Here is a 22,415-nt window from a genome sequence, read left to right as displayed (position 1 = left end):
CTCCTTGTCTATTGCACATGATTATGTGTAAATAAATGTTCTTGGCAGTATTCATAACTGCCTTTACATTTTGAACAATATCTGAATTCCAAATTGGGATCATCCAATTCGGTTCGACCACAAACAGCACACTTATGCCTTGCACCATTTGGGTAAATAACATTTCTGTCTTTCGCCTGTTTCATCTTTTTTCGATATTCATTTCTTTGTCTTGTCATTTTGGGTGATAATTTCCCATGTCCTCTTGTTGTAAGGAAGAAAAGCAAGAAATTTAAGAGTGATATAAATGCTGCCAAAGCATTTGCCTTATAATAAATTCCATTATAAGCTCCTCCATATGCAGGTAAAAATGCCTGCAATATTGCATAGAGGAAAAATAATCCATCTACAAGAGCTAACCACTTTATTTTTACCGGTATCACAAAAAACAGTAAAAGTTCTGTGTCTGGATATAACATTGCAAAAGCCAAAAACAATGAAAGATTTAGATACGTTGTTCCCAGGTGCAGATTTAAACCAGTGAACGCATAAGTAATCAATGCCGCTAAGACATGTAGGATAATACCCAAGAATATATACACATTAAAGCGGAATGCACCCCATGTCATCTCAACCTGTCTTCCAATAACATAGTACAGATTCAGGGAAATTAGGAAGAATAGTATATTGTAGGAAGGTGGCATCATAATAAATGTAATTACACGCCATATTTGTCCTCTTAATATTGCTGCAGCATCTAAACTCAAATACATTGTATAAAAATCAGGGTTCATAAAATAAATCAAAAACCCCGCTGCGTATAGAATTATGATGTACATCATAAGATTTGGAATTGCATACCTGCCAAACTTTCTTTCTAATTTGTTTAACCAATTCATGTCTATCAACCTCTTACTTTCTTTCTTAAACATTCTAATCTAAGGCCTCTCTTTTGTCAAATTATGGAGTGTTTGTTTTTTTAAAATAATTGGTGTATAATACATTAGATTGTCTTTCCTTCTTTTAATAGGAAGAAACCAAAAAGTTTTAATTACGTTAGGAGATAATATATGAATCAGCATAATACATATGCTTTAGGAATCGATATTGGTTCCACAACAGTGAAAATTGCGATTATAAATAAAGAAAACGAGATTTTATTTTCTGATTATGAGCGTCATTTTGCAAATATACAAGAGACTTTGTCGGATTTATTAGGACGAGCAGTTTATAAGTTGGGCTCTATAAACGTTTCGCCAGTTATTACAGGGTCAGGTGGACTTACTCTTGCCAAGCATTTAAATGTTCCATTTGTACAAGAGGTTATCGCTGTGTCTGCAGCACTATCGGACTATGCACCTCAAACAGATGTGGCTATTGAACTGGGTGGAGAAGATGCGAAAATCATTTACTTTGAAGGTGGAAATGTAGAGCAGAGAATGAATGGGGTTTGTGCCGGTGGAACAGGCTCATTCATTGATCAAATGGCATCTCTTTTACAGACAGATGCCTCCGGTTTAAATGAATATGCAAAAGATTACTCGGCACTTTATTCTATTGCTGCAAGATGTGGTGTTTTTGCCAAATCAGATATTCAGCCCCTTATTAATGAAGGCGCTGCAAAAGAAGATTTAGCTGCTTCTATTTTTCAAGCAGTAGTGAATCAAACCATCAGCGGCCTGGCATGTGGGAAGCCTATAAGAGGACACGTGGCATTTCTTGGTGGTCCTCTCCACTTTTTATCCGAACTAAAAGAGGCCTTTGTCCGTACGCTAAAACTGGATGATGAGCATATTATTGCACCAATACACTCTCATCTTTTTGCAGCCATTGGTTCGGCTATGAATGCAGACGAAAAAACCTCCGTTCCTCTGATTGAAATGCAAGAACGCCTTGCCGGACGAATTAAAATGGAATTTGAAGTGGATCGCCTTGATCCTCTCTTTCAAACTGAGGATGAATACCATGCTTTTATAGCACGTCATGAAAAACATCAGGTTCCTGTAAAGGATCTTGCTTCTTACAAGGGAAATGTATTTCTTGGAATCGATGCTGGATCAACGACAACAAAAGCTGCACTTGTTGGCGAAGATGGAACTCTTTTATACTCTTTCTATAAGGGAAATGAAGGAGACCCTCTTGGGACTACAATTGAAGCAATTAAAGAAATTTATGATCATATAGGTCAAGATACCAAAATCGCCTATTCCTGTTCGACTGGTTATGGGGAGGCTTTAATTAAGTCTGCTCTTCTATTGGATGAGGGTGAAGTAGAAACAGTCTCTCACTATTATGCTGCTTCTTATTTTGAACCTCAGGTTGACTGTATCCTTGATATCGGTGGACAAGATATGAAGTGTATCAAGATTAAAAATCAGACGGTGGACTCTGTGCAGCTTAATGAAGCATGCTCTTCCGGTTGTGGTTCTTTTATCGAAACATTTTCAAAGTCCTTGAATTATTCCGTAGAGGATTTTGCTCATGAAGCTCTATTTGCAAAGAACCCTATTGATCTTGGTACAAGATGTACTGTGTTTATGAATTCCAAGGTAAAACAAGCCCAAAAAGAAGGTGCAGATGTTTCTGATATTTCTGCCGGCCTTGCTTATTCTGTTATTAAGAATGCTCTTTATAAGGTTATAAAAGTATCGGATGCAAAAGAACTTGGCCAACATATCGTAGTACAAGGTGGTACCTTCTACAATAATGCTGTCTTAAGAAGCTTTGAAATGATATCTAATTGTGAAGCAATTCGCCCTGACATAGCAGGTATTATGGGAGCTTTTGGTGCGGCTTTGATTGCAAGAGAGCGCTTTACGGAAGAGAAAGAAACAACCATGCTTTCCATTGAGGACATACGTGAGTTGGAATATTCAACAACGATGACAAAATGCCGTAAGTGTACCAATAATTGTCGTTTGACAATTAATCATTTTAGTGGAAATCGTAAGTTCATCACAGGGAATCGCTGTGAACGAGGAATCGGTAAAGAAAAGATTGAGAACAAACTTCCAAATCTTTTCGATTACAAATTAAAGCGCTATTTTGATTACACTTCTCTCTCGGATGAGGATGCAACGCGTGGAGAAATAGGAATTCCCAGAGTTCTGAACATGTATGAGAATTATCCATTCTGGCACGTATTATTTACAGAACTTGGTTTTAAGGTAACGCTATCTCCTTTATCAAACCGGAAAATTTATGAGCTTGGTATTGAATCCATTCCCAGTGAATCGGAGTGTTATCCTGCAAAACTTGCCCATGGCCATGTACAATGGCTTATCGATAAGGGAATTAAGAATATCTTTTATCCTTGTATTCCTTATGAACGAAATGAGTTTGAAGATGCAAATAACAACTACAACTGTCCGATTGTAACCTCTTATCCGGAAAATATAAAAAACAATATTGATGCTATTGTCAATAAAGAAGTGAATTTCATGGGATTCTTTTTATCCTTAGCAAACCCTGATACTATTTCAGAACGATTATTTGATGAAATGGGTGAGGCTTTCACACTATCCAAAGACGAAATCGATACTGCTGTTTCAAAAGCTTGGAAAGAATTGGAAGATGCAAGACAGGATATGTGTCGTAAGGGCGAGGAAACCATAAAATATCTTGAAGAGACCAATCAACGGGGAATTGTTTTGGCAGGTCGGCCCTACCATATTGATCCAGAAATTAATCACGGTCTTCCACAATTAATTAATTCCTACGACATTGCGGTTTTAACAGAAGACAGTATTTCTCATCTGGGAAATGTGGAACGGCCTTTAAATGTAATGGATCAATGGATGTATCACTCCAGACTTTATGCTGCTGCATCCTATGTAAAGACAAGAGATGATTTGGATTTAATTCAATTAAATTCCTTTGGATGTGGCTTAGATGCTGTAACAACGGATGAAGTTTCAGATATTTTAATTGGTTCCGATAAAATTTACACCTCCCTGAAAATTGATGAGGTCAGTAATTTAGGTGCTGCTCGAATTCGCGTACGTTCTCTTCTTGCAGCGATTCGTGTTCGAGAAGAACGAAAAGGAAAAAGAAAAATAAATCCTTCCGGTATTAAAAAAGTAGAATTTACCAAGGAGATGCGTCAAAAATACACCATTCTTTGTCCGCAAATGTCTCCTATCCACTTTAATCTTTTGGAACCAGCATTTCAGGCAAGTGGATATAATTTACAGGTGCTGCCAAATGATAATAAACAAGCCGTTGATGTAGGACTTAAATACGTTAACAACGATGCTTGCTATCCTTCGTTGATGGTTGTCGGACAGATTATGGAGGCTATTCTTTCCGGTCAATATGATACCGATAACCTTGCTGTTATCATCAGCCAAACTGGTGGTGGCTGCCGCGCCTCTAACTACATCGGATTTATACGAAGAGCCTTAAAGAAAACTGGTTATGAGCACATACCTGTAATCTCAATGAACCTGAGTGGTCTTGAAAAGAATTCTGGCTTTAAAATCACACCTTTTATGGGAATTCGACTCGTGTACGCCGCAGTATTTGGAGATATCTTTATGAAATGTACGTATCGGATGCGTCCATATGAACAAGTACCTGGAAGTGTCAATGCTCTTCATGAAAAATGGGAGAAAAAATGTATTGAGTTTGTCTCCAAAAGATATCCTTCCAGAAGAAAGTTCAACCATATGTGTCAGGAAATCATTGAAGATTTTGACCAAATTCCTATTACAGATGAGGTGAAACCCCGCGTTGGAGTGGTTGGCGAAATATTAGTAAAATTCTTGCCGGCAGCAAATAACTATTTGGTTGAATTATTGGAGCGTGAAGGTGCAGAAGCCGTTGTTCCCGACTTAATCGATTTCTTTTTATATAGCTTTTATAACCAAAACTTTAAATCTTCCCATCTGGGATTTGATAAATCAAAGGCTCGAACAGGAAATCTCGGTATTAAGGCAATTGAATGGCTTCGAAAATCGGCTACTCAAGCTTACAAAAACAGCAAGCACTTCACTCCACCTGCTAAGATTGAAGAGTTGGCTGATATGACCTCGGAAATTGTATCCATTGGAAATCAAACTGGTGAAGGCTGGTTCTTAACGGGTGAAATGCTGGAACTGATTGAAAATAATGTTCCAAATATCGTTTGTACACAACCATTTGCCTGCTTACCGAATCATATCGTAGGAAAAGGTGTAATCAAGGATTTAAGAAGAAGACATCCTCTCTCCAATGTTGTGGCAATTGATTTTGATCCGGGAGCCAGCGAAGTAAACCAGCTCAATCGTTTAAAACTAATGCTCTCCACAGCAAATAAAAACTTAAAAGCACAGGAAGCAAACACATAGAAACTCCCCAACCAATGCCTGCATCGCCTCAGCATTGGTTGGGGAGTCTTCTATATGTTTATTACCTTACTTTTCAAGTAATGAATGCCCTGTCATTTCAGCAGGCTGCTCCATTCCCATCATATCGATAAGCGTTGGAACAATATCGCAAAGAGCGCCGCCTTCTTTTAATTTATAAGAAGGGTCTGCATTTACTAAAATGAATGGAACTGGATTTGTAGTATGTGCTGTAAAAGGCTCTCCGTCTTTTGGATCAATCAGTTGCTCTGCATTTCCATGATCTGCACAGATAAACATCTGTCCATCCACCTCTTTAATCGCTTGAACAGTCCTTCCAACGCACTCGTCTACGGACTCTATTGCTTTAATTGCTGCGCTTTCAATTCCAGTATGACCTACCATGTCCGGATTTGCAAAGTTTACAATAATCACATCATATTTTTGTGAAACAATCGCATCTACAAGCTTATCGCATACTTCAAAAGCACTCATTTCAGGTTGTAAATCATAGGTAGCAACCTTGGGTGATTTAACAAGGATACGACTCTCTCCTTTGTTTGGCTCTTCGACCCCTCCATTAAAGAAGAAGGTTACGTGAGCATACTTTTCAGTTTCTGCAATTCTTGCTTGAGTCATATTATGAGATGCAAGGAATTCACCAAAGGTATTTGTGATTTCATCTTTGGTAAATGCCACGAACTTGTTTGTGATAGTAACATCATAATCTGTAAAACACACAAAGGTTGTTTTAATTCGTGTTCCTCTATTGAAGCCTTCAAATTTATCATCACAGAATGTTCTTGTAATTTCTCTTGCACGATCAGGTCTAAAATTAAAGAAAATCACAGAATCACCGTCTAATACATGTGCAACCGGTGCTCCATTTTCCATAATTACTGTCGGTCTTACAAATTCATCCGTAACGCTATTGTCATAAGATGCTTGAATTGCATCCGTTGCACTGGTAGACTCTTCTCCATTACCTTTTGCTATAGCATAATATGCTTCTTGTACTCTTTCCCAGCGATTATCTCTGTCCATAGCATAGTATCTACCCATCACAGTAGCTACTTTTCCAACTCCAATTTTTGCCATTTCATTTTCTAATTCCTGAACAAATTCTTTTCCTGATTCAGGTGGCGTATCTCTGCCATCTAAGAAGCAATGAACATAGACCTTTTCAATCCCTTGTTGTTTTGCAAGTTTTAACAGCCCATAAATATGTGTATTATGGCTATGTACTCCACCATCCGAGACAAGACCCATCAAATGAAGAGCACTATTGTTCTTCTTTGCATTTTCACAAGCTTTCAAAAGCGCTTGATTTTCGAAAAAGTCTCCGTCTTGAATTGCTTTTGTAATTTTCGTTAAATCCTGATAAACAATACGTCCGGCACCCATGTTCAAATGACCAACTTCAGAATTTCCCATTTGTCCTTCTGGAAGACCTACCGCCATTCCGCTGGCATTTCCTTCAACGAAGGGATATGTGCTCATCAAATCATCCATAACAGGAGTATTTGCTTCGGCAACGGCATTTCCTTTCGTCTCACTATTTAATCCATATCCATCTAGAATCATTAAAACTGTTGGTTTTTTCATGTTTTTGTCCTTACTATTTATAATTTACGATTTTTCCAAAATCTGCCTTCAAAGAAGCTCCACCTACCAAGCCTCCATCAATATCATTCTGGGAGAATAAGTCAGCAGCAGTATCTGCATTTACAGAACCGCCGTATTGAATACGAACTGCCGCTGCAGTTGCTTCATCATACACTTCTGCGATGCACTTACGAATATCAGCACACACTTCTTGAGCTTGAGCTGTTGACGCTGTTTTTCCTGTTCCAATAGCCCAGATTGGTTCATATGCAATAACGGCTTTCTTTGCTTGCTCAGCTGTTACATTCAGGAAACCAATTTTAACTTGCTGACGAATGAAATCCATCGTAACACCTTGTTCTCTTTGCTCTAAAGTTTCTCCACAGCACATAATAGGTGTCAATCCATGTTCAAAAGCCTTTAACATCTTCTTATTTACAGTTTCATCTGTCTCTGCAAAATACTCTCTTCTTTCAGAGTGTCCTAAAACAACGTATTCTACACCAGCATCTGTTAACATAGCTGGAGAAATCTCTCCGGTAAAAGCGCCGCTCTCTTCGTAGTACATATTTTCAGCACCCACCTTAATATTCGTTCCCTTTGTTGCCTCAACAACTGGAATAATATCGATTGCAGGTACGCAGAATACTACATCAACATCCTCACTTTTTACAAGTGGCTTAAGCTCTTCAACTAATGCTACTGCCTCACTTGGTGTCTTATTCATTTTCCAGTTTCCTGCTACAATTTTTCTTCTTGCCATTTTCTTATTCTCCTCTTTTGGTTTTATTTATCGTTTGCTGCTGCAACTCCAGGAAGTTCTTTTCCTTCAAGGAATTCCAGTGAAGCACCACCACCTGTTGAAATATGAGTCATTTTATCCCCATACCCAAGCTGATTTACTGCTGCTGCTGAATCTCCACCACCGATAATTGTTGTTGCATCCACATCTGCTAAAGCTTTTGCAACTGCCTCAGTACCGTGAGCGAATTTCGGCATTTCAAAGGTTCCCATTGGACCATTCCAAACAACTGTTTTTGCATCTTTTACTGCATCCACAAATATTTCTTCACTCTTTGGTCCAATATCAAGTCCTAACCATCCATCAGGAATTTCATCAATATTAACTGTTTTAGAATTAGCATCATTTGAAAAATCGTCTGCAATAATGGTATCAACAGGAAGTAAAAACTTAACGTTCTTTTCTTCTGCTTTCTTTTTCATCTCTAAAGCATAGTCCAAATAATCAGCCTCCAATAAAGATTTTCCGATTTTTCCGCCTTCTGCTTTGATAAATGTATACGCCATACCACCACCGATAATTAGTACGTCTACTTTATCTAAGAGATTTTCAATAACAGATATTTTACTTGAAACCTTTGCTCCACCTAAAATTGCAACAAAAGGTCTTGCTGGATTATTTACTGCATTTCCCAAAAAGTCAATTTCTTTTTGCATCAAGTATCCAACAACTGCCACATCCACATATTTTGTAACACCAACATTCGAGCAGTGTGCTCTATGAGCAGTACCGAAAGCGTCGTTTACAAAAATATCTGCAAGTGAAGCCAAATCCTTTGAAAATGCTTCGCCGTTTTTCGTCTCTTCGCTACGATATCTTGTGTTTTCAAGAAGAATTACATCTCCATCGTTCATATTTTGGACTGCATTTTTTGCGTTTTCGCCAACCACTTCCTTGTCAGCTGCAAATTTCACGTCTTGTCCCAGTAGTTCACTTAAGCGAGCTGCAACTGGCGCAAGTGATAACGCAGGAACTGGCTCTCCTTTTGGTTTTCCAAGATGAGAACAAAGAATTACTCTTCCGCCATCAGCAATTAATTTCTTTATGGTTGGAAGTGCTGCAACTAATCTATTTTCATCTGTAATTTTTCCATCGATTAAAGGAACATTAAAATCACAACGAACCAAAACTCTTTTCCCTTTTACATTAATATCATCAACTGATTTTTTGTTTAGCATGTATTTCCTCCTTACATAATTAAAGAGGTCCGGTCTGGATAGACCGGACCCCATTCTTTTTTGAGTCTACTTATATTAGTTTAATTCAGCTAAATACTTAATTGTACGAACCATTTGGCTTGTGTATGAATTTTCATTATCATACCAAGAAACAACCTGTACTTCTGTTGTTCCATCACCTAAAGGCATAGCCATTGTTTGAGTCGCATCAAATAATGAACCATATTTGATACCTACGATATCAGAAGAAACGATTTCGTCTGTGTTATATCCGAAAGATTCATTTGCAGCTGCTTTCATAGCATCATTAATCTGATCAGCTGTAACTTCACCTTCAACTACTGCCATAAGAAGTGTTGTAGATCCTGTTGGTGTAGGAACTCTTTGAGCAGCTCCGATTAATTTTCCGTTTAACTCTGGAATAACAAGACCGATTGCTTTTGCAGCACCTGTACTGTTTGGTACGATGTTTTCAGCAGCAGCACGAGATCTTCTTAAATCACCCTTCTTTTGAGGTCCGTCAAGAGGCATTTGATCTCCTGTGTAAGCATGGATTGTAGCCATGATTCCACCTTTGATTGGAGCCAATTTGTTTAAAGTGTCAGCCATAGGTGCTAAACAGTTTGTTGTACAAGAAGCAGCAGAAATAACTGTATCTTCTGGTTTTAAAATTTTGTGGTTTACATTGTAAACGATTGTTGGCAAATCATTTCCTGCTGGTGCAGAAATAACAACCTTTTTAGCTCCTGCTGTAATGTGTGCTGATGCAGCAGCTTTAGATGTATAGAATCCAGTACATTCAAGAACAACGTCTACGTCTAAGTCTCCCCATGGAAGTTTTGAAGCATCCGCTTCAGCATAAATTCTAATTTCATGTCCATCAATAATGATAGAATCATCTGTGTTTGTTACTTTATCATACAATTCAAATTTTCCTTGAGTTGTATCATATTTTAATAAGTGAGCAAGCATCTTTGGTGATGTAAGGTCATTGATTGCTACTACCTCATATCCTTCTGCTACAAACATTTGTCTGAATGCAAGACGTCCAATACGTCCAAATCCATTAATCGCTACTTTAACTGCCATCTTTAATTTCCTCCTAAGTAATTTAACTGTTATCAGTCATTATTTGTGAATCCCTTTAACTTCGTTAAAGAAACATCAACCACTGTTTATTGTACTAAAACGCATACAATATTTCAAGGGTTTTGCGTGTTATTTGTGAAAAACTAGGAAACTTTATAAAATTTTTTGTTTCCGTCCAAAAATATTGTGTAATAATGTATATCCAGCGCCATTAAAATGTCTCGTATGACAGAAAAACCACTGCCAACATCCGAAGCGATATGTGCGTCTGAACCAATGGTTAGTATTTCGCCACCCAATTCTTTATACCTTCTGATAATTTCTATAGAAGGATGGGGACCTTTTAATCCCTTTCTGATTCCAGCACTATTGATCTCAATACCTTTACCTTTTTCAATAATTGTTTTTAATATCGAATCAATCAAATCAAAATCTTTTTCGACATTATAATTTTTATCCATGTCATTACCATAACGTACCACATAGTCCAAATGACCTAACACATGGTATTCATCATGGAGCCGAACATTTTCAAGCACTGCTTCAAGATAAGCACGATATACCTCTTGATCTCTTTTTCCTTTGAATACGTTTTTCAAATAAGGATCCCTGCCGTTCATAACATGCACTGAACCTATAATAAAGTCAAACTGGTGTTTTTCGAAATAATGACGATAATATTCTACCAACTGAGGTTGAAGTCCAATTTCAATCCCTGCATTAATATGAATTTTATCTTTGTAGCGCTCTTTTAGCTTTCCAATTTCATGAAAGTATTCCTTTTCATCAAAAACTGTATCTTCTGGATATTCCAAACATTTTATGTCGTGATGATCTGTCATACTTATATGAGTAAAGCCTCTATTTATTCCTTCCAGTACCACATTTTCTGGAGTTTCTTTTGAATCAAATGAAAAGCAGGAATGCAAGTGATAATCCGCTTTAATGTTATTTGTTTCCAATGATTGTTCCTCCCATAAGAATATAGTCCTCTCGGTATAAAACAATAGCCTGTCCAGGTGTAATGGCTCTTTGAGCTTCTTGGAAAACACAGAGTATTTCGTCTTCACCAGTTCTTTTCACACGACACATGGCACCGCGATGGTTATATCTTATTTTAGCAAATACTTCTTCCTCTTCATCAATGTCTTCTGCTCCCATAAAATTTACATGATTTGCACGAACATAGTAAGACTTTGATTCTTCATCACTTCCAACCACAATCTCATTTGTGTCTGGGCGAATCTCAAGTACAAACACAGGATAACCAAGAGCAAGTCCTAATCCTTTTCTTTGTCCTACTGTGTAGTGTATAATGCCTTTGTGTTGTCCGATTACCTCACCTTTGGAAGTAACAAAATTGCCGGATTTGATTTCTTTGTCTGTATTTTCCTGAATAAATTTTGCGTAATCACCATCTTCTACAAAACAAATGTCCTGGCTATCCGGTTTGCTGGCGATTTGCAGATTTATTTTTTCTGCAATTTCCCGCACCTCTTCTTTACTATAATCGCCTACTGGCATAAGGGTTTTCTTGAGTTGTTCCTGGGTTAGATTATAGAGCGCATAAGTTTGATCCTTTGCCAGGGTTTTTGCTCTTTTTAAAGTAAGACGTCCATTCTCTAAGCAATGTACTTTTGCATAATGCCCCGTTGCAATATAATCTGCACCAATATCCATACTACGCTTTAATAAAGATTCCCATTTTACAAATCGATTACACGCAATACATGGATTCGGTGTTTTTCCATCCAGATATTCATTGATAAAATAATCGATTACAGAATTTTTAAAATCCTCTTTAAAGTTCATAACATAGTAAGGAATGCCAAGAGAGGCTGCAACTCTCCTGGCATCGTCAACAGCACTTAAACCACAACAACCACCCTGTTCTTGCACTTTTATTTCATCTTCATCCTGCCAGATCTGCATGGTAACACCAATCACATCATATCCTTCTTTTTGTAAAAGATAGGCAGCCACAGAGGAGTCAACTCCTCCTGACATACCTACTACAACCTTTTTCTTTTCCATTAATACTCTTCTTCCTCTTCTTCATCCTCATGAATATCTGATTTCGGCTTCTTAAGTCCTTCAATTGTCAACCCCTTCTTTTCAGCATAATCCCAGAGAGCGGCATGTATTGATTCTTCTGCCAATAGGGAGCAGTGCACCTTCACCGGTGGCAGTCCATCCAAGGCATCCATAACGGCTTTATTGGTTACTTTTAAAGCTTCTTCTACTGTTTTTCCTTTTACCAATTCTGTTGCCATTGAACTGGTTGCAACAGCAGCACCACAGCCAAAGGTTTTAAATTTAACATCTTTTATAACATGATTTTCATCAATGTCTAAATACATTCTCATGATATCGCCACACTTTGCATTTCCTACTGTGCCTACACCACTGGGATTTTCGATCTCTCCAACATTTCTAGGATTTTCAAAATGGTCCATTACTTTTTCTGAATACATAGCTCTTCCTCCAACTCTATTTGTTTTTCTTTAAAAAATCTTCATATAAAGGTGACATTTCCCGAATCCCTTTTACGATTTCTTTTAAGTTATCAACTACGTAATCAATATCTTCTTTTGTAGTATCTTCACCTAAAGTCAATCGAAGGGAACCATGGGCAATTTCATGGGGAAGCCCAATTGCCAGAAGCACGTGAGAAGGATCAAGTGAGCCCGAAGTACAGGCAGATCCACTGGATGCACATATGCCCTTCATATCCAAACGAATCAACATTCCTTCTCCTTCAATGAAACGAAAGCAGAAATTTGCATTATTAGGTAATCGTTTCGTGGGATGCCCGTTTAATCTGGAATAAGGAATCTCCTTTAAGACACGGTTAATAAGATAATCTCTCAAATCACTTTCTTGTTTTGCCCGTTCAGCCATGGAATCCTCTGCAAGCTTTGCTGCTGCTCCCATTCCTACAATACCCGGTACATTTTCCGTTCCTGCCCGCCTCTTTCTCTCCTGCGCTCCACCGTGTATGAAAGAGCGAATCTTAACCCCTTTGCGTATGTATAAAAAACCAATTCCTTTTGGTCCATTAAACTTGTGTCCGCTGGCACTTAACATATCGATATTCATCTCATCTACATGGATTGGTACATGACCATAAGCTTGTACAGCATCCGTATGAAAGAGAATGTTGTGCTTCTTTGCAATTTCCCCAATCTCCTTAATTGGTTCAATTGTTCCAATCTCATTATTTGCAAACATGATAGATATCAGAATCGTTGTAGGACGAATCGCATTTTCTAGTTCGTCTAAATCAATAAGTCCATATTCGTCTACATCTAAATACGTTACTTCAATCCCATGTTTTTCCAAATAATCTGCACTATGCAAAATTGCATGATGCTCAATTTTTGTAGTAATAATGTGATTGCCTTTCTCTTTATAGGCCTCAGCTGTTGCCTTTAATGCCCAATTATCCGACTCCGAACCACCAGCTGTAAAGTATATTTCATTGCTTTTTGCTCCAAGACTTTTTGCGATTCTATCTCTTTGTTTTGTTTCCACTTCCTTATTTGCAGCTGCAAAACTGTATATACTGGATGGGTTTCCGAATTTCTCCGAAAAATACGGCAGCATCTCTTCCACAACTCTGGGATCTGTCTTTGTTGTTGCTGCATTGTCTAAATAAATCAATTTATTCATAAGAACCTCCTACTTTCCCTTACACATTGATGCGTCTAGTTCACCTGTGGGATCTATTTCAATACTTTCTTCCACTAATTCCGAGAGCATAATTTGGTCTACTGTTTGATTGATGCTATCATTTATTTTCTGCCATACATACTTTGTTACACATCCCTTCGATGCGCTGCATCCCTCGTCTTCATCAAAACCAGTACACTTTACAGGATCCAAATCACCCTCTAAAGCACGTAAAACATCGCCTACCGATATGTGGCTGGCATCTTTTCCAAGAAAATATCCGCCACTTGCACCTCTTAAGCTATCCACTAAACCAGCTTTTTTTAGGCGGGATACGATTTGTTCAAGGTATCCCTCAGAGATATTTTGTCTGGTAGCAATACTATTAATTGAAACGGGCTCGTTTTGGCTGAAGCGTGCAAGGTCAATCATTGCTCTTAATCCATATCTTCCTTTTGTTGAAAGCTTCAATATCATCACCTCTTTAATCCCTAGTTTAATACTAGGAATTAAGAATGTCAATATTGTATTTCATAAAATACAAAAACTCCACCTCAGTTAAGAGATAGAGCTTTTATATTTCGATTCATAAGCCAGTATAGCAGCTACTGTCTTAGAATCTTGAATTTCACAGTCAAATATTTTTTTCTTCAATTCTTCTAAAGTAAATTTCTCGATTTCGACATATTCATTTTCATCCAGATGGGGAGTGCCGGAAATTAAATTCTCTGCCAAGTAAACCTCAATGTTTTCATCACAAAAGGCAACTGTGGTTTTAATTGTCAGTAAGTGGGACCATTTTTCGCTACGATATCCCGTCTCCTCTTCCAATTCTCTTTGGGCGCATTTGATCGGATCCTCATCAGGAGAATCCAACTTTCCAGCTGGAATCTCTAAGGTGTCTCGCTCTAATGCATTGCGATATTGTCTTACCATCACAATTTTTCCATCCTCTAAGACAGGCAGAACAGCGGTTGCACCGTCATGGTGTATAAAATCCCATTGGGAAGTATTACCATTTTCGAATTTCATATAGTCCTTGTAAAGGGTTAAAATCCGCCCCTTATACACTTCTTCACGCTTCACTCGTTTAACTTCGTTGCTCATGTCTTATCTCCTTTGCTATGAAAGGGTGTTTAAAAAATCCTCGATACGATCTAACCCCTTCGTAATTGCTTTCATTGATATAGCATAGGACAAGCGTATGTGTTTGTCAAACCCAAAATCTTCACATGGAACAACAGCGACATTATAATCTTCTATCAGTATATTCGCGATACAGTTTGCACTCTCGATTTTTCTTTCTTTGTAGCTACGTCCAATTAATTCACTGCAATCTACAAACACATAGAAAGCGCCTTCTGGCTCTAAGGTGTCCACAAGAGGCATTGCTTGAATTCGGTCAGACATGAATTTACGTCTTTCATCAAATTCCTTTTTCATCTCACCAACCGTATTTTGACAACCGTTGATAGCTTCCGTGGCTGCTTTTTGAGCAATGGAGCAAGGGTTAGAAGTTTGATGACTTTGAATGCTTGACATCAGTTTAGCAATTTCAACACTTGATCCTGTATAACCAATTCTCCATCCTGTCATAGCATAGCTTTTAGATACACCACTGCAGGTAATGGTTCTTTTATAGATTTCGTCTCCTAATGAAGCGATGCTTACATGTTTTTTATCTCCATAAATTAGATATTCATACATTTCATCTGCGACAACGTAGATATCATTTTTAACAACAACATCTGCAATTGCTTTTAGCTCTTCTTCCGAATAAATCATCCCAGTTGGATTGCTGGGTGTATTTAAAATAAGTGCTTTTGTCTTTGGAGTTATGGCATCCTGTACTTGCTCTGCTGTGATTTTATATCCTGTTTTTTTGTCTCCATATAAGTATACAGGAACACCATCACAAAGCTTCACAATCTCAGGGTAGGTCAGCCAATAAGGTGCTGGAATGATTACCTCATCCCCTGGATTCATAATAGCTTCAAATATATTTGTAAGAGAGTGCTTTCCTCCATTACTTACCACGATTTGATTTTTTTCGTAGTTTAATCCGTTGAACTCTTTGAATTTTTTTGAGATAGCAAGTTTTAGCTCGTCTGTTCCTGATGCCGGAGTATACTTTGTAAACCCTGAATTAATAGCATCTGATGCTGCATCCTTTATATTTATAGGAGTGTCAAAGTCTGGTTCTCCTGCTCCGAACCCTACAACATCCACACCTTTTTCTTTTAATTTTTTTGCTTTGGCCGTAATTGCTAAAGTTGATGACGGCTTTACTTTCAGTGCTTTTTCTGATAACGCTAATGACATCTTATTTACCTACCTTACTTTTGAAATTTTAATCACTAATGGAATTATATCTCTTTTATCGAGAAAATGCAAGATTAATTACTGGTATATTCTATTTTCGGAGTTTTGTATACGTATTTATCCTTGTTCTCTAAATATTATGCAAGAGCATACAATGCATCCTTCATAAAATGCATCGTATTAAAGTATGGATAAAAAAAGAGAATCGATTACTCGATTCTCTCATTTTACTATTTCGCAAAGTCTGTCACTCGTGATTCACGAATCACATTTACCTTTATTTGTCCAGGATATTCTAATTCATACTCGATTTGCTTCGCAATATCTCTGGCCATCAATACCATGTCGGCGTCAGATACTTGTTCAGGAACTACCATAATTCGAACCTCTCTACCTGCCTGAATCGCAAAAGATTTATCAACTCCCTTGAATTGATTTGTAATATCTTCTAATTGTTTCAATCTGTTTGTGTATGTTTCTAATGTTTCTCTTCTAGCGCCCGGCCTAGCTGCAGAAATTGTATCAGCTGCTTGAACAATCACTGCTATTAACGACGTGGGCTCAACATCTCCATGATGGGCTTCAACTGCATTGATTACAACTGCCGATTCTTTGTACTTACGGCACAAATCAACGCCTATTTGTATATGCGAACCTTCCACATCATGATCGATGGATTTTCCAATGTCATGTAATAAACCTGCTCTTTTGGCAATTCGAACATCAAGTCCAATTTCACCTGCCAGTAATCCGGCAAGATGTGCCACTTCAATCGAATGTTTCAGTGCATTTTGACCGTAACTGGTACGAAATCTCATTCGTCCCAATAATTTAATCAATTCCGGATGAATGCCATGTACTCCTACTTCCAGAGCGGCTTCTTCACCTTCTTCACGAATCATTACTTCTACTTCTTTTTGTGCTTTTTCGACCATCTCTTCTATTCGAGCCGGATGAATTCTTCCGTCTACAATTAGTTTTTCAAGAGCGATCTTAGCTACTTCTCTTCGGATTGGATCAAATCCTGATAATACCACAGCTTCTGGTGTATCATCGATAATTAATTCCACTCCAGTTAAGGTTTCGAGAGCTCTAATGTTACGACCTTCTCGTCCTATAATTCTACCCTTCATCTCATCGCTTGGAAGTTGCACAACGGAAATCGTTGTCTCTGCTACGTGATCAGCTGAACACCTTTGTATCGCAGTAATCACATATTCCTTCGCTTTTTTGTCAGCTTCTTCCTTTGCTTGTGTTTCTAATTCTTTAACTAATTTCGCAGCATCATGTTTTACATCATCTTCAACAGTTTTTAACAAATACTCTTTTGCTTGTTCAGAGGTTAATCCTGAGATTCTCTCTAGTTCCTGTACCCTTTGCCTGCTAAGCTCCTCAACTTTTGCTTCTTTACTCTTTAACTGCTCTTCTTTGGTAGAAAAACTATTTTCACGTTTTTCTAATGCATCAGAGCGTTTTTCCAAAGTTTCTTCCTTAGACAGTACTCTTTTTTCATAACGCTGTAATTCTGCGCGCCGTTCCTTTGTCTCCTTTTCAAGCTCATTCTTCGTCTTTATGGACTCTTCCTTTACTTCTAATAGAGACTCCTTCTTTTTGGCCTCCGCTGTTTTAACCGCTTCATCAATGATTTCTCTCGCTTTTGTTTCTGCATTTCCGATTTTGCTTTCAGCATTACTTTTTAAGCTTGAAATCGTTAGAACACGACTAATTAGCGCAGCCAGAATGGCAACTACAATAATTGCAGCAATTCCGATTCCTATTGGCACAGGAGCACCTCCTTATTTGATTTTCATTGTACAAATACAACACTTCAATTTTAACCTTCTTTTGCCTATCTGTCAAGAAAAAGGCGTTTGACAATATCATAAGAAAATCCCTTGCGCAGAAAATAAGCTTGGGCCTTTTTTATTTCTTTTTCATTTTGATCTTCCCGAGTAAATTTTCTTTTATGCATCAAATTTTCCAGTGCAATTTCTTCATCAACATCCTCTTGATAGCCACTGGAAAACGCAGCAGAAATATCTTCTTTATCAAAGCCTTTTTGAAGCATAAGATAATAAAGCTCTTTCTTACTCTTTTGATGCTTTTTACTTTCCAGAAAACGTAGTGCAAAGTTCGCATCATTGATGTATCCAAATCCCTTTGCATAAGAAATAGCAGCATCTGACGTTTCCTTTGTATAGTCCTTATCTTTTAATTTTGTACGCAGCTGCTCTTCTGTTCGATCCATATCTTCAAGGAGATGTAGAATATACTTTTTTGCTCTTTTTGTAACTGCACTTTGAATCTCATGAAGTTTCTCTTGAGAAATTTCCTTGTTTTCCTCAATAAAAAAGCGAGAAAGCTCACCTTTCGTTAAGCGAAAGGCAAACTCCTCGTCTATATATACTTTAAAATAAGTAGATTTTATTTTTTCGATTTTGGTGACAATCATTCTTTGTTCTCCGTCTCTTCACCACCCTCATCAATTTGATAACTTTCTCGGATTTGTTCCTCTAATGTTTCCAAAACTTCGGGATGTTCCATTAAATAAGCTTTTGCATTTTCTCTGCCTTGTCCAATTTTTTCATTATTATAAGCAAACCATGCCCCGCTTTTTTGAACCAAATCAAGTTTCGTTGCCAAATCAAGGATATCTCCTTCCTTCGAAATTCCTTTGCCGAACATAATATCAAATTCCGCTTCTTGGAATGGCGGTGCAATTTTATTCTTTACAACCTTTACTCTTGTCCTGTTTCCTACCATCTCACCGGCTTGTTTTAATGTTTCAATTCTACGAACATCCAGTCGAACAGAAGCATAAAATTTCAATGCTCTACCTCCAGAGGTGGTTTCTGGATTTCCAAACATTACACCGACTTTCTCTCTCAATTGATTGATGAAAATTACGATACAGTTTGATTTACTAATGACTGGAGTTAGTTTACGCAGAGCTTGAGACATAAGTCTCGCTTGCAATCCCACGTGACTATCCCCCATATCGCCTTCAATCTCTTGTCTGGGAACAAGAGCTGCTACGGAGTCAATTACGATAATATCAATTGCGCCGGAACGAACCATCGTTTCCGCGATTTCAAGTGCCTGATCTCCACTGTCTGGTTGTGAGATGTAAAGCTCGTCAATATCCACACCAATATTTTTTGCATATTTAGGGTCAAGTGCATGCTCTGCATCTACAAATCCTGCAATTCCTCCTCTTTTTTGTACTTCTGCTATTGCATGAAGTGCAACGGTTGTCTTACCGCTTGATTCTGGACCATATATTTCAATCACTCTTCCTCGGGGAAATCCACCGAGACCTAAAGCTAAGTCTAAGCTTATTGAACCGGTGGGAACTGTTTCCACTGCCGCTCTGGCCTCTGGATCACCCAGCTTCATAACGGTTCCTTTCCCGAAATCTTTTTCAAGTTTTGCAATTGCTGCATCCAATGCTTTTTTCTTATTTTCACTCACCATGTTTTTTCTCCTTTAAGAACGTTTGTTCGTTCAATGGTTAAATTCTATTATATCCTTCCTAAAATGTCAAGTAATCTTGGGAAAATTTCTGTAAGAATTACAGTCGATAAAAAAAGATATCTTAAAGTCATACGTCTTCCTGATGACCTTAAGATATCATGCAATTTGCGCTCACGTCAATAATTTTTTATTTTAGTGTACGCTTTTGAATTTGTTCTACTTTGGTGTCGTATACTGCAAACATTTTATCGACTGTCTCTTTGTCTGGGCGTGGTGTTATGAGACTGACAATCGGAAGAATGATAAGACCACATATCATAGCCAGCGCACCAGCATTAATTGGTGATTCAATATACTTAAAAATAAGATTTGATACTGTAATTCCTGTTCCACAGAAAAAACTTACCCACACAGCAGCTTTTGTTGCCCCTTTCCAATAGAGTCCATATAAGAATGGTGCCAGAAAAGATCCTGCCAATGCCCCCCAGGACACTCCCATCAGCTGAGCAATAAATGTACTTGGATTTAAAGCCAGTAAAACGGATATTACAATAAATACTACAATTAATATCTGCATAATTAAAACTTGTTTCTTTTCTGACATCTTTTTAAATACAAAGCCCTTTAAAAAATCCAGAGTTAAGGTAGAGCTAGAGGTCAGTACTAAAGATGCAAGAGTTGACATAGATGCAGACAGTACTAATATCACAACAATACCGATCAAAATATCTGGCAGACCGGAAAGCATATGAGGCATCACGCTATCATAGACAACATTTCCCATTTCATCTTTTATCTCCGGACCATCAAACAAGCGTCCGAAGCCTCCCAGAAAATAGGAACCACCTGCTACTACAAATGCAAATACAGTAGAAATAACAGTTCCTGTATTAATTGCCTTCTCATCTTTGATTGCATAGAACTTACTAATCATCTGTGGCAATCCCCAGGTTCCAAGAGATGTTAATACTACAACTCCTAAGAGATTGATAGGGTCTGGACCAAAAAAGGAGGTGTATGCCCCTGCTTGTCCCAGTGTAGCTGAAGCTTCACTGTCAATTGTTGACAGTGTTTTTATTGCCTCCATAAATCCACCTTGAGTATTTAATGTTGCAGCAATAATTACTACAATACCAAACAGCATAATAATTCCTTGAATAAAATCATTAATTGCAGTTGCCATATAGCCTCCCAGAATAACATATATTCCAGTAAAGACCGCCATTCCTATTACGCAGTAGTGATAGGGAATATGGAATGCCATTTCAAAAAGTCTGGAAAGTCCATTGTAAATAGATGCCGTATAAGGCACCAAAAATATAAAGCAAATTCCTGATGCAGCAATTTTAAGTGCTTTGCTTCCATATCTTCCTTCAAAAAATTCCGGCATTGTTCTTGAATTTAAATGTCGGGACATAATCTTCGTTCTTCTCCCCAGAATAACCCAGGCCAATAAACTACCAATCAGTGCATTTCCAATTCCAATCCAAGTAGATGCAACACCATATTTCCAGCCAAATTGTCCGGCATATCCAATAAACACTACTGCCGAAAAATAAGAGGTTCCATAGGCAAAGGCCGTTAGCCACGGTCCCGCACTTCTTCCCCCCAACACAAATCCATCAACACTTTTTGTGTGCTTTCTTGCATAAATTCCAACCAAAACCATGATTAAAAAAAAGACAATCAGCATACTGATTTTAATTCCCATGTCTTTACTCTCCTTTTTTTGCTTTAAACCGTTACGCATTAATGCGCTAAAGCTAAGAGCAATCATAGCATAGGAATAATAGTCTGTCAAATGAATTTATTTCATTTTCTCCACTCTGTCTTGAATGGTTTTATTAAAGTTTTCAACTTTTCTCGAATAAACTTCTCCCATGTACTGAGAATGAAGCATAAAGTCTGCTGTTGCCAGGTTGTTTGCAATGGGAATATCATAAACCACAGCAATACGAAGCAATGCTTTTACATCTGGATCATGAGGCTGTGCTTCTAACGGATCCCACAAAAAAATCATAAAATCAATTTGTCCTTCTACAATTTTAGCTCCAATTTGCTGGTCTCCGCCTAAAGGGCCACTATTATATCCTTTGACAGGAAGTCCTGTCCTCTCAGTAATGAGTCTGGCCGTTGTTCCCGTTCCACAAAGGAAGTGTTTGCTTAACTCCTCCTTGTTACGATCACACCATTCTACAAGCTCCTTCTTTTTTCCATCATGAGCAACAAGAGCAATTTTCTTTGTCTTTCCAATCTCAAATGATACATAATTTTCTTTTAACATACTTTTCCTCCTAATTCTTTTGTACTATTTCACCTTGCTTTTTATAAATACTGCCTTCATCTATGTAAGAACGTACACTGGAAAGGGGATAGATATTCGAATTTTTTCCAATAACAGAGCCTGGGTTTAAAATGCTCCCACATCCAACCTCTACTTCATCCCCAATCATTGCACCAAATTTTTTAAGACCTGTCTCAATTGTTCCATCTTTTCCTTTTACTACTACTAATGTCTTATCTGACTTTACATTTGAGGTAATAGAACCAGCACCCATATGTGCTTTATATCCTAAAATAGAATCTCCTACATAATTATAATGTGGTACTTGTACGCGGTTAAACAAGATAACATTTTTAAGCTCTGTTGAATTTCCAACTACAGCATTATTGCCAATAATAGCATTCCCTCTAATGAAGGCACAGTGGCGCACCTCTGCTTGTTCACCAATAATAACTGGACCCGCTATATAGGCAGAATCAAATACCTTGGCAGACTTTGCCACCCATACATTTTCCTTTACTTCATCATAAGTCTCTTTGGGTAATGCTTTTCCAAGCTCAATGATAAAATCGCTAATCTTGGGTAACACCTCCCATGGGTAGGTAACTCCTTCAAAAATCTTTGCTGCAATTGTTTCGTTTAAATTATAAAGTGCTTTGATTTCCAATTCCTTCATGTGTATCCTC

At 37.8% G+C, this 22,415-nt stretch carries 19 protein-coding genes; 1 reads left to right on the top strand and 18 read right to left on the bottom strand.

Annotation, left to right across the window (positions count from 1 at the left end; genetic code table 11):
* Positions 1 to 8: 8 nt before the first annotated feature.
* Positions 9 to 878, bottom strand: a complete 870-nt coding sequence (locus NHH15_RS04310) for a diguanylate cyclase (protein ID WP_262065422.1) — start codon at positions 876 to 878, stop codon at positions 9 to 11.
* 171 nt (positions 879 to 1,049) lie between these two features.
* Between NHH15_RS04310 and NHH15_RS04305 the strand changes: the two genes are divergently transcribed.
* A complete protein-coding gene (locus tag NHH15_RS04305) occupies positions 1,050 to 5,306 on the top strand; it encodes a 2-hydroxyacyl-CoA dehydratase (RefSeq protein WP_262065421.1) in 4,257 nt (1,418 codons plus the stop codon).
* Positions 5,307 to 5,372: 66 nt separating this feature from the next.
* On the opposite strand, the gene gpmI is transcribed toward NHH15_RS04305, so the two are convergent.
* The 17 genes from gpmI to NHH15_RS04220 all read right to left on the bottom strand — a co-directional run bounded on the left by gpmI (position 5,373) and on the right by NHH15_RS04220 (position 22,405).
* Entirely contained in the window at positions 5,373 to 6,908 is a 1,536-nt protein-coding gene (gene gpmI / locus NHH15_RS04300) for a 2,3-bisphosphoglycerate-independent phosphoglycerate mutase (RefSeq protein WP_262065420.1), read from the bottom strand.
* A gap of 13 nt (positions 6,909 to 6,921) precedes the next feature.
* On the bottom strand, positions 6,922 to 7,671 hold the full coding sequence (gene tpiA / locus NHH15_RS04295) for a triose-phosphate isomerase (RefSeq protein ID WP_262065419.1): 750 nt from the start codon (positions 7,669 to 7,671) through the stop codon (positions 6,922 to 6,924).
* A gap of 23 nt (positions 7,672 to 7,694) precedes the next feature.
* Positions 7,695 to 8,888 (bottom strand): phosphoglycerate kinase, encoded by a 1,194-nt coding sequence (locus NHH15_RS04290; protein ID WP_262065418.1) that lies wholly within the window; start codon positions 8,886 to 8,888, stop codon positions 7,695 to 7,697.
* Positions 8,889 to 8,963: 75 nt separating this feature from the next.
* Positions 8,964 to 9,977, bottom strand: coding sequence for a type I glyceraldehyde-3-phosphate dehydrogenase (gene gap, locus NHH15_RS04285; RefSeq protein ID WP_262065417.1), 1,014 nt, complete (start codon positions 9,975 to 9,977; stop codon positions 8,964 to 8,966).
* Between the two features lie 143 nt (positions 9,978 to 10,120).
* Complete coding sequence (locus NHH15_RS04280) at positions 10,121 to 10,939, bottom strand: histidinol-phosphatase HisJ family protein (RefSeq protein ID WP_262065416.1); 819 nt, start codon at positions 10,937 to 10,939, stop codon at positions 10,121 to 10,123.
* Positions 10,926 to 12,011: a tRNA 2-thiouridine(34) synthase MnmA gene (mnmA, locus tag NHH15_RS04275; RefSeq protein WP_262065415.1), complete on the bottom strand. Its 1,086-nt coding sequence runs from the start codon at positions 12,009 to 12,011 to the stop codon at positions 10,926 to 10,928. The genes NHH15_RS04280 and mnmA overlap by 14 nt, the downstream gene beginning before the upstream one ends.
* Positions 12,011 to 12,451 (bottom strand): Fe-S cluster assembly scaffold protein NifU, encoded by a 441-nt coding sequence (gene nifU, locus NHH15_RS04270; RefSeq protein ID WP_262065414.1) that lies wholly within the window; start codon positions 12,449 to 12,451, stop codon positions 12,011 to 12,013. The genes mnmA and nifU overlap by 1 nt, the downstream gene beginning before the upstream one ends.
* 16 nt (positions 12,452 to 12,467) lie before the next feature.
* Entirely contained in the window at positions 12,468 to 13,649 is a 1,182-nt protein-coding gene (gene nifS, locus NHH15_RS04265) for a cysteine desulfurase NifS (RefSeq protein WP_262065413.1), read from the bottom strand.
* Between the two features lie 9 nt (positions 13,650 to 13,658).
* Positions 13,659 to 14,120 (bottom strand): RrF2 family transcriptional regulator, encoded by a 462-nt coding sequence (locus NHH15_RS04260; protein WP_262065412.1) that lies wholly within the window; start codon positions 14,118 to 14,120, stop codon positions 13,659 to 13,661.
* A gap of 87 nt (positions 14,121 to 14,207) precedes the next feature.
* Entirely contained in the window at positions 14,208 to 14,756 is a 549-nt protein-coding gene (locus tag NHH15_RS04255; protein ID WP_262065411.1) for an NUDIX domain-containing protein, read from the bottom strand.
* 15 nt (positions 14,757 to 14,771) lie between these two features.
* Positions 14,772 to 15,971: a pyridoxal phosphate-dependent aminotransferase gene (locus tag NHH15_RS04250; protein ID WP_262065410.1), complete on the bottom strand. Its 1,200-nt coding sequence runs from the start codon at positions 15,969 to 15,971 to the stop codon at positions 14,772 to 14,774.
* Positions 15,972 to 16,201: 230 nt separating this feature from the next.
* Positions 16,202 to 17,755 (bottom strand): ribonuclease Y, encoded by a 1,554-nt coding sequence (rny, locus tag NHH15_RS04245; RefSeq protein ID WP_262065409.1) that lies wholly within the window; start codon positions 17,753 to 17,755, stop codon positions 16,202 to 16,204.
* Positions 17,756 to 17,820: 65 nt separating this feature from the next.
* Positions 17,821 to 18,423, bottom strand: coding sequence for a regulatory protein RecX (locus NHH15_RS04240; protein WP_262065408.1), 603 nt, complete (start codon positions 18,421 to 18,423; stop codon positions 17,821 to 17,823).
* Complete coding sequence (gene recA / locus NHH15_RS04235; protein ID WP_262065407.1) at positions 18,420 to 19,445, bottom strand: recombinase RecA; 1,026 nt, start codon at positions 19,443 to 19,445, stop codon at positions 18,420 to 18,422. The genes NHH15_RS04240 and recA overlap by 4 nt, the downstream gene beginning before the upstream one ends.
* A 187-nt stretch (positions 19,446 to 19,632) precedes the next feature.
* Complete coding sequence (locus tag NHH15_RS04230) at positions 19,633 to 21,156, bottom strand: sodium/proline symporter (RefSeq protein WP_262065406.1); 1,524 nt, start codon at positions 21,154 to 21,156, stop codon at positions 19,633 to 19,635.
* Between the two features lie 96 nt (positions 21,157 to 21,252).
* Positions 21,253 to 21,729: a methylglyoxal synthase gene (locus NHH15_RS04225; protein ID WP_262065405.1), complete on the bottom strand. Its 477-nt coding sequence runs from the start codon at positions 21,727 to 21,729 to the stop codon at positions 21,253 to 21,255.
* Positions 21,730 to 21,739: 10 nt separating this feature from the next.
* Positions 21,740 to 22,405 carry an LbetaH domain-containing protein gene (locus NHH15_RS04220; protein ID WP_262065404.1) on the bottom strand — a complete coding sequence of 222 codons (666 nt, stop codon included), beginning with the start codon at positions 22,403 to 22,405 and terminating at the stop codon, positions 21,740 to 21,742.
* Positions 22,406 to 22,415: the final 10 nt, after the last annotated feature.

The organism is Aequitasia blattaphilus, assembly GCF_024721305.1.
Lineage (GTDB): Bacteria > Bacillota > Clostridia > Lachnospirales > Lachnospiraceae > Aequitasia > Aequitasia blattaphila.
Note: the sequence above shows the minus strand (reverse complement) of the source record. Positions and strands in the feature narration are given on the sequence as shown.

Coding starts and splice junctions, on each gene's coding strand:
- recA (WP_262065407.1), bottom strand. CDS start 19,445: ATGGTGAGTGAAAATAAGAAAAAAGCATTGGATGCAGCAATTGCAAAA.
- NHH15_RS04225 (WP_262065405.1), bottom strand. CDS start 21,729: ATGTTAAAAGAAAATTATGTATCATTTGAGATTGGAAAGACAAAGAAA.
- tpiA (WP_262065419.1), bottom strand. CDS start 7,671: ATGGCAAGAAGAAAAATTGTAGCAGGAAACTGGAAAATGAATAAGACA.
- NHH15_RS04230 (WP_262065406.1), bottom strand. CDS start 21,156: ATGGGAATTAAAATCAGTATGCTGATTGTCTTTTTTTTAATCATGGTT.
- mnmA (WP_262065415.1), bottom strand. CDS start 12,011: ATGGAAAAGAAAAAGGTTGTAGTAGGTATGTCAGGAGGAGTTGACTCC.
- NHH15_RS04290 (WP_262065418.1), bottom strand. CDS start 8,888: ATGCTAAACAAAAAATCAGTTGATGATATTAATGTAAAAGGGAAAAGA.
- gpmI (WP_262065420.1), bottom strand. CDS start 6,908: ATGAAAAAACCAACAGTTTTAATGATTCTAGATGGATATGGATTAAAT.
- NHH15_RS04310 (WP_262065422.1), bottom strand. CDS start 878: ATGAATTGGTTAAACAAATTAGAAAGAAAGTTTGGCAGGTATGCAATT.
- gap (WP_262065417.1), bottom strand. CDS start 9,977: ATGGCAGTTAAAGTAGCGATTAATGGATTTGGACGTATTGGACGTCTT.
- NHH15_RS04220 (WP_262065404.1), bottom strand. CDS start 22,405: ATGAAGGAATTGGAAATCAAAGCACTTTATAATTTAAACGAAACAATT.
- NHH15_RS04250 (WP_262065410.1), bottom strand. CDS start 15,971: ATGTCATTAGCGTTATCAGAAAAAGCACTGAAAGTAAAGCCGTCATCA.
- NHH15_RS04305 (WP_262065421.1), top strand. CDS start 1,050: ATGAATCAGCATAATACATATGCTTTAGGAATCGATATTGGTTCCACA.
- NHH15_RS04240 (WP_262065408.1), bottom strand. CDS start 18,423: ATGATTGTCACCAAAATCGAAAAAATAAAATCTACTTATTTTAAAGTA.
- NHH15_RS04255 (WP_262065411.1), bottom strand. CDS start 14,756: ATGAGCAACGAAGTTAAACGAGTGAAGCGTGAAGAAGTGTATAAGGGG.
- nifU (WP_262065414.1), bottom strand. CDS start 12,451: ATGTATTCAGAAAAAGTAATGGACCATTTTGAAAATCCTAGAAATGTT.
- nifS (WP_262065413.1), bottom strand. CDS start 13,649: ATGAATAAATTGATTTATTTAGACAATGCAGCAACAACAAAGACAGAT.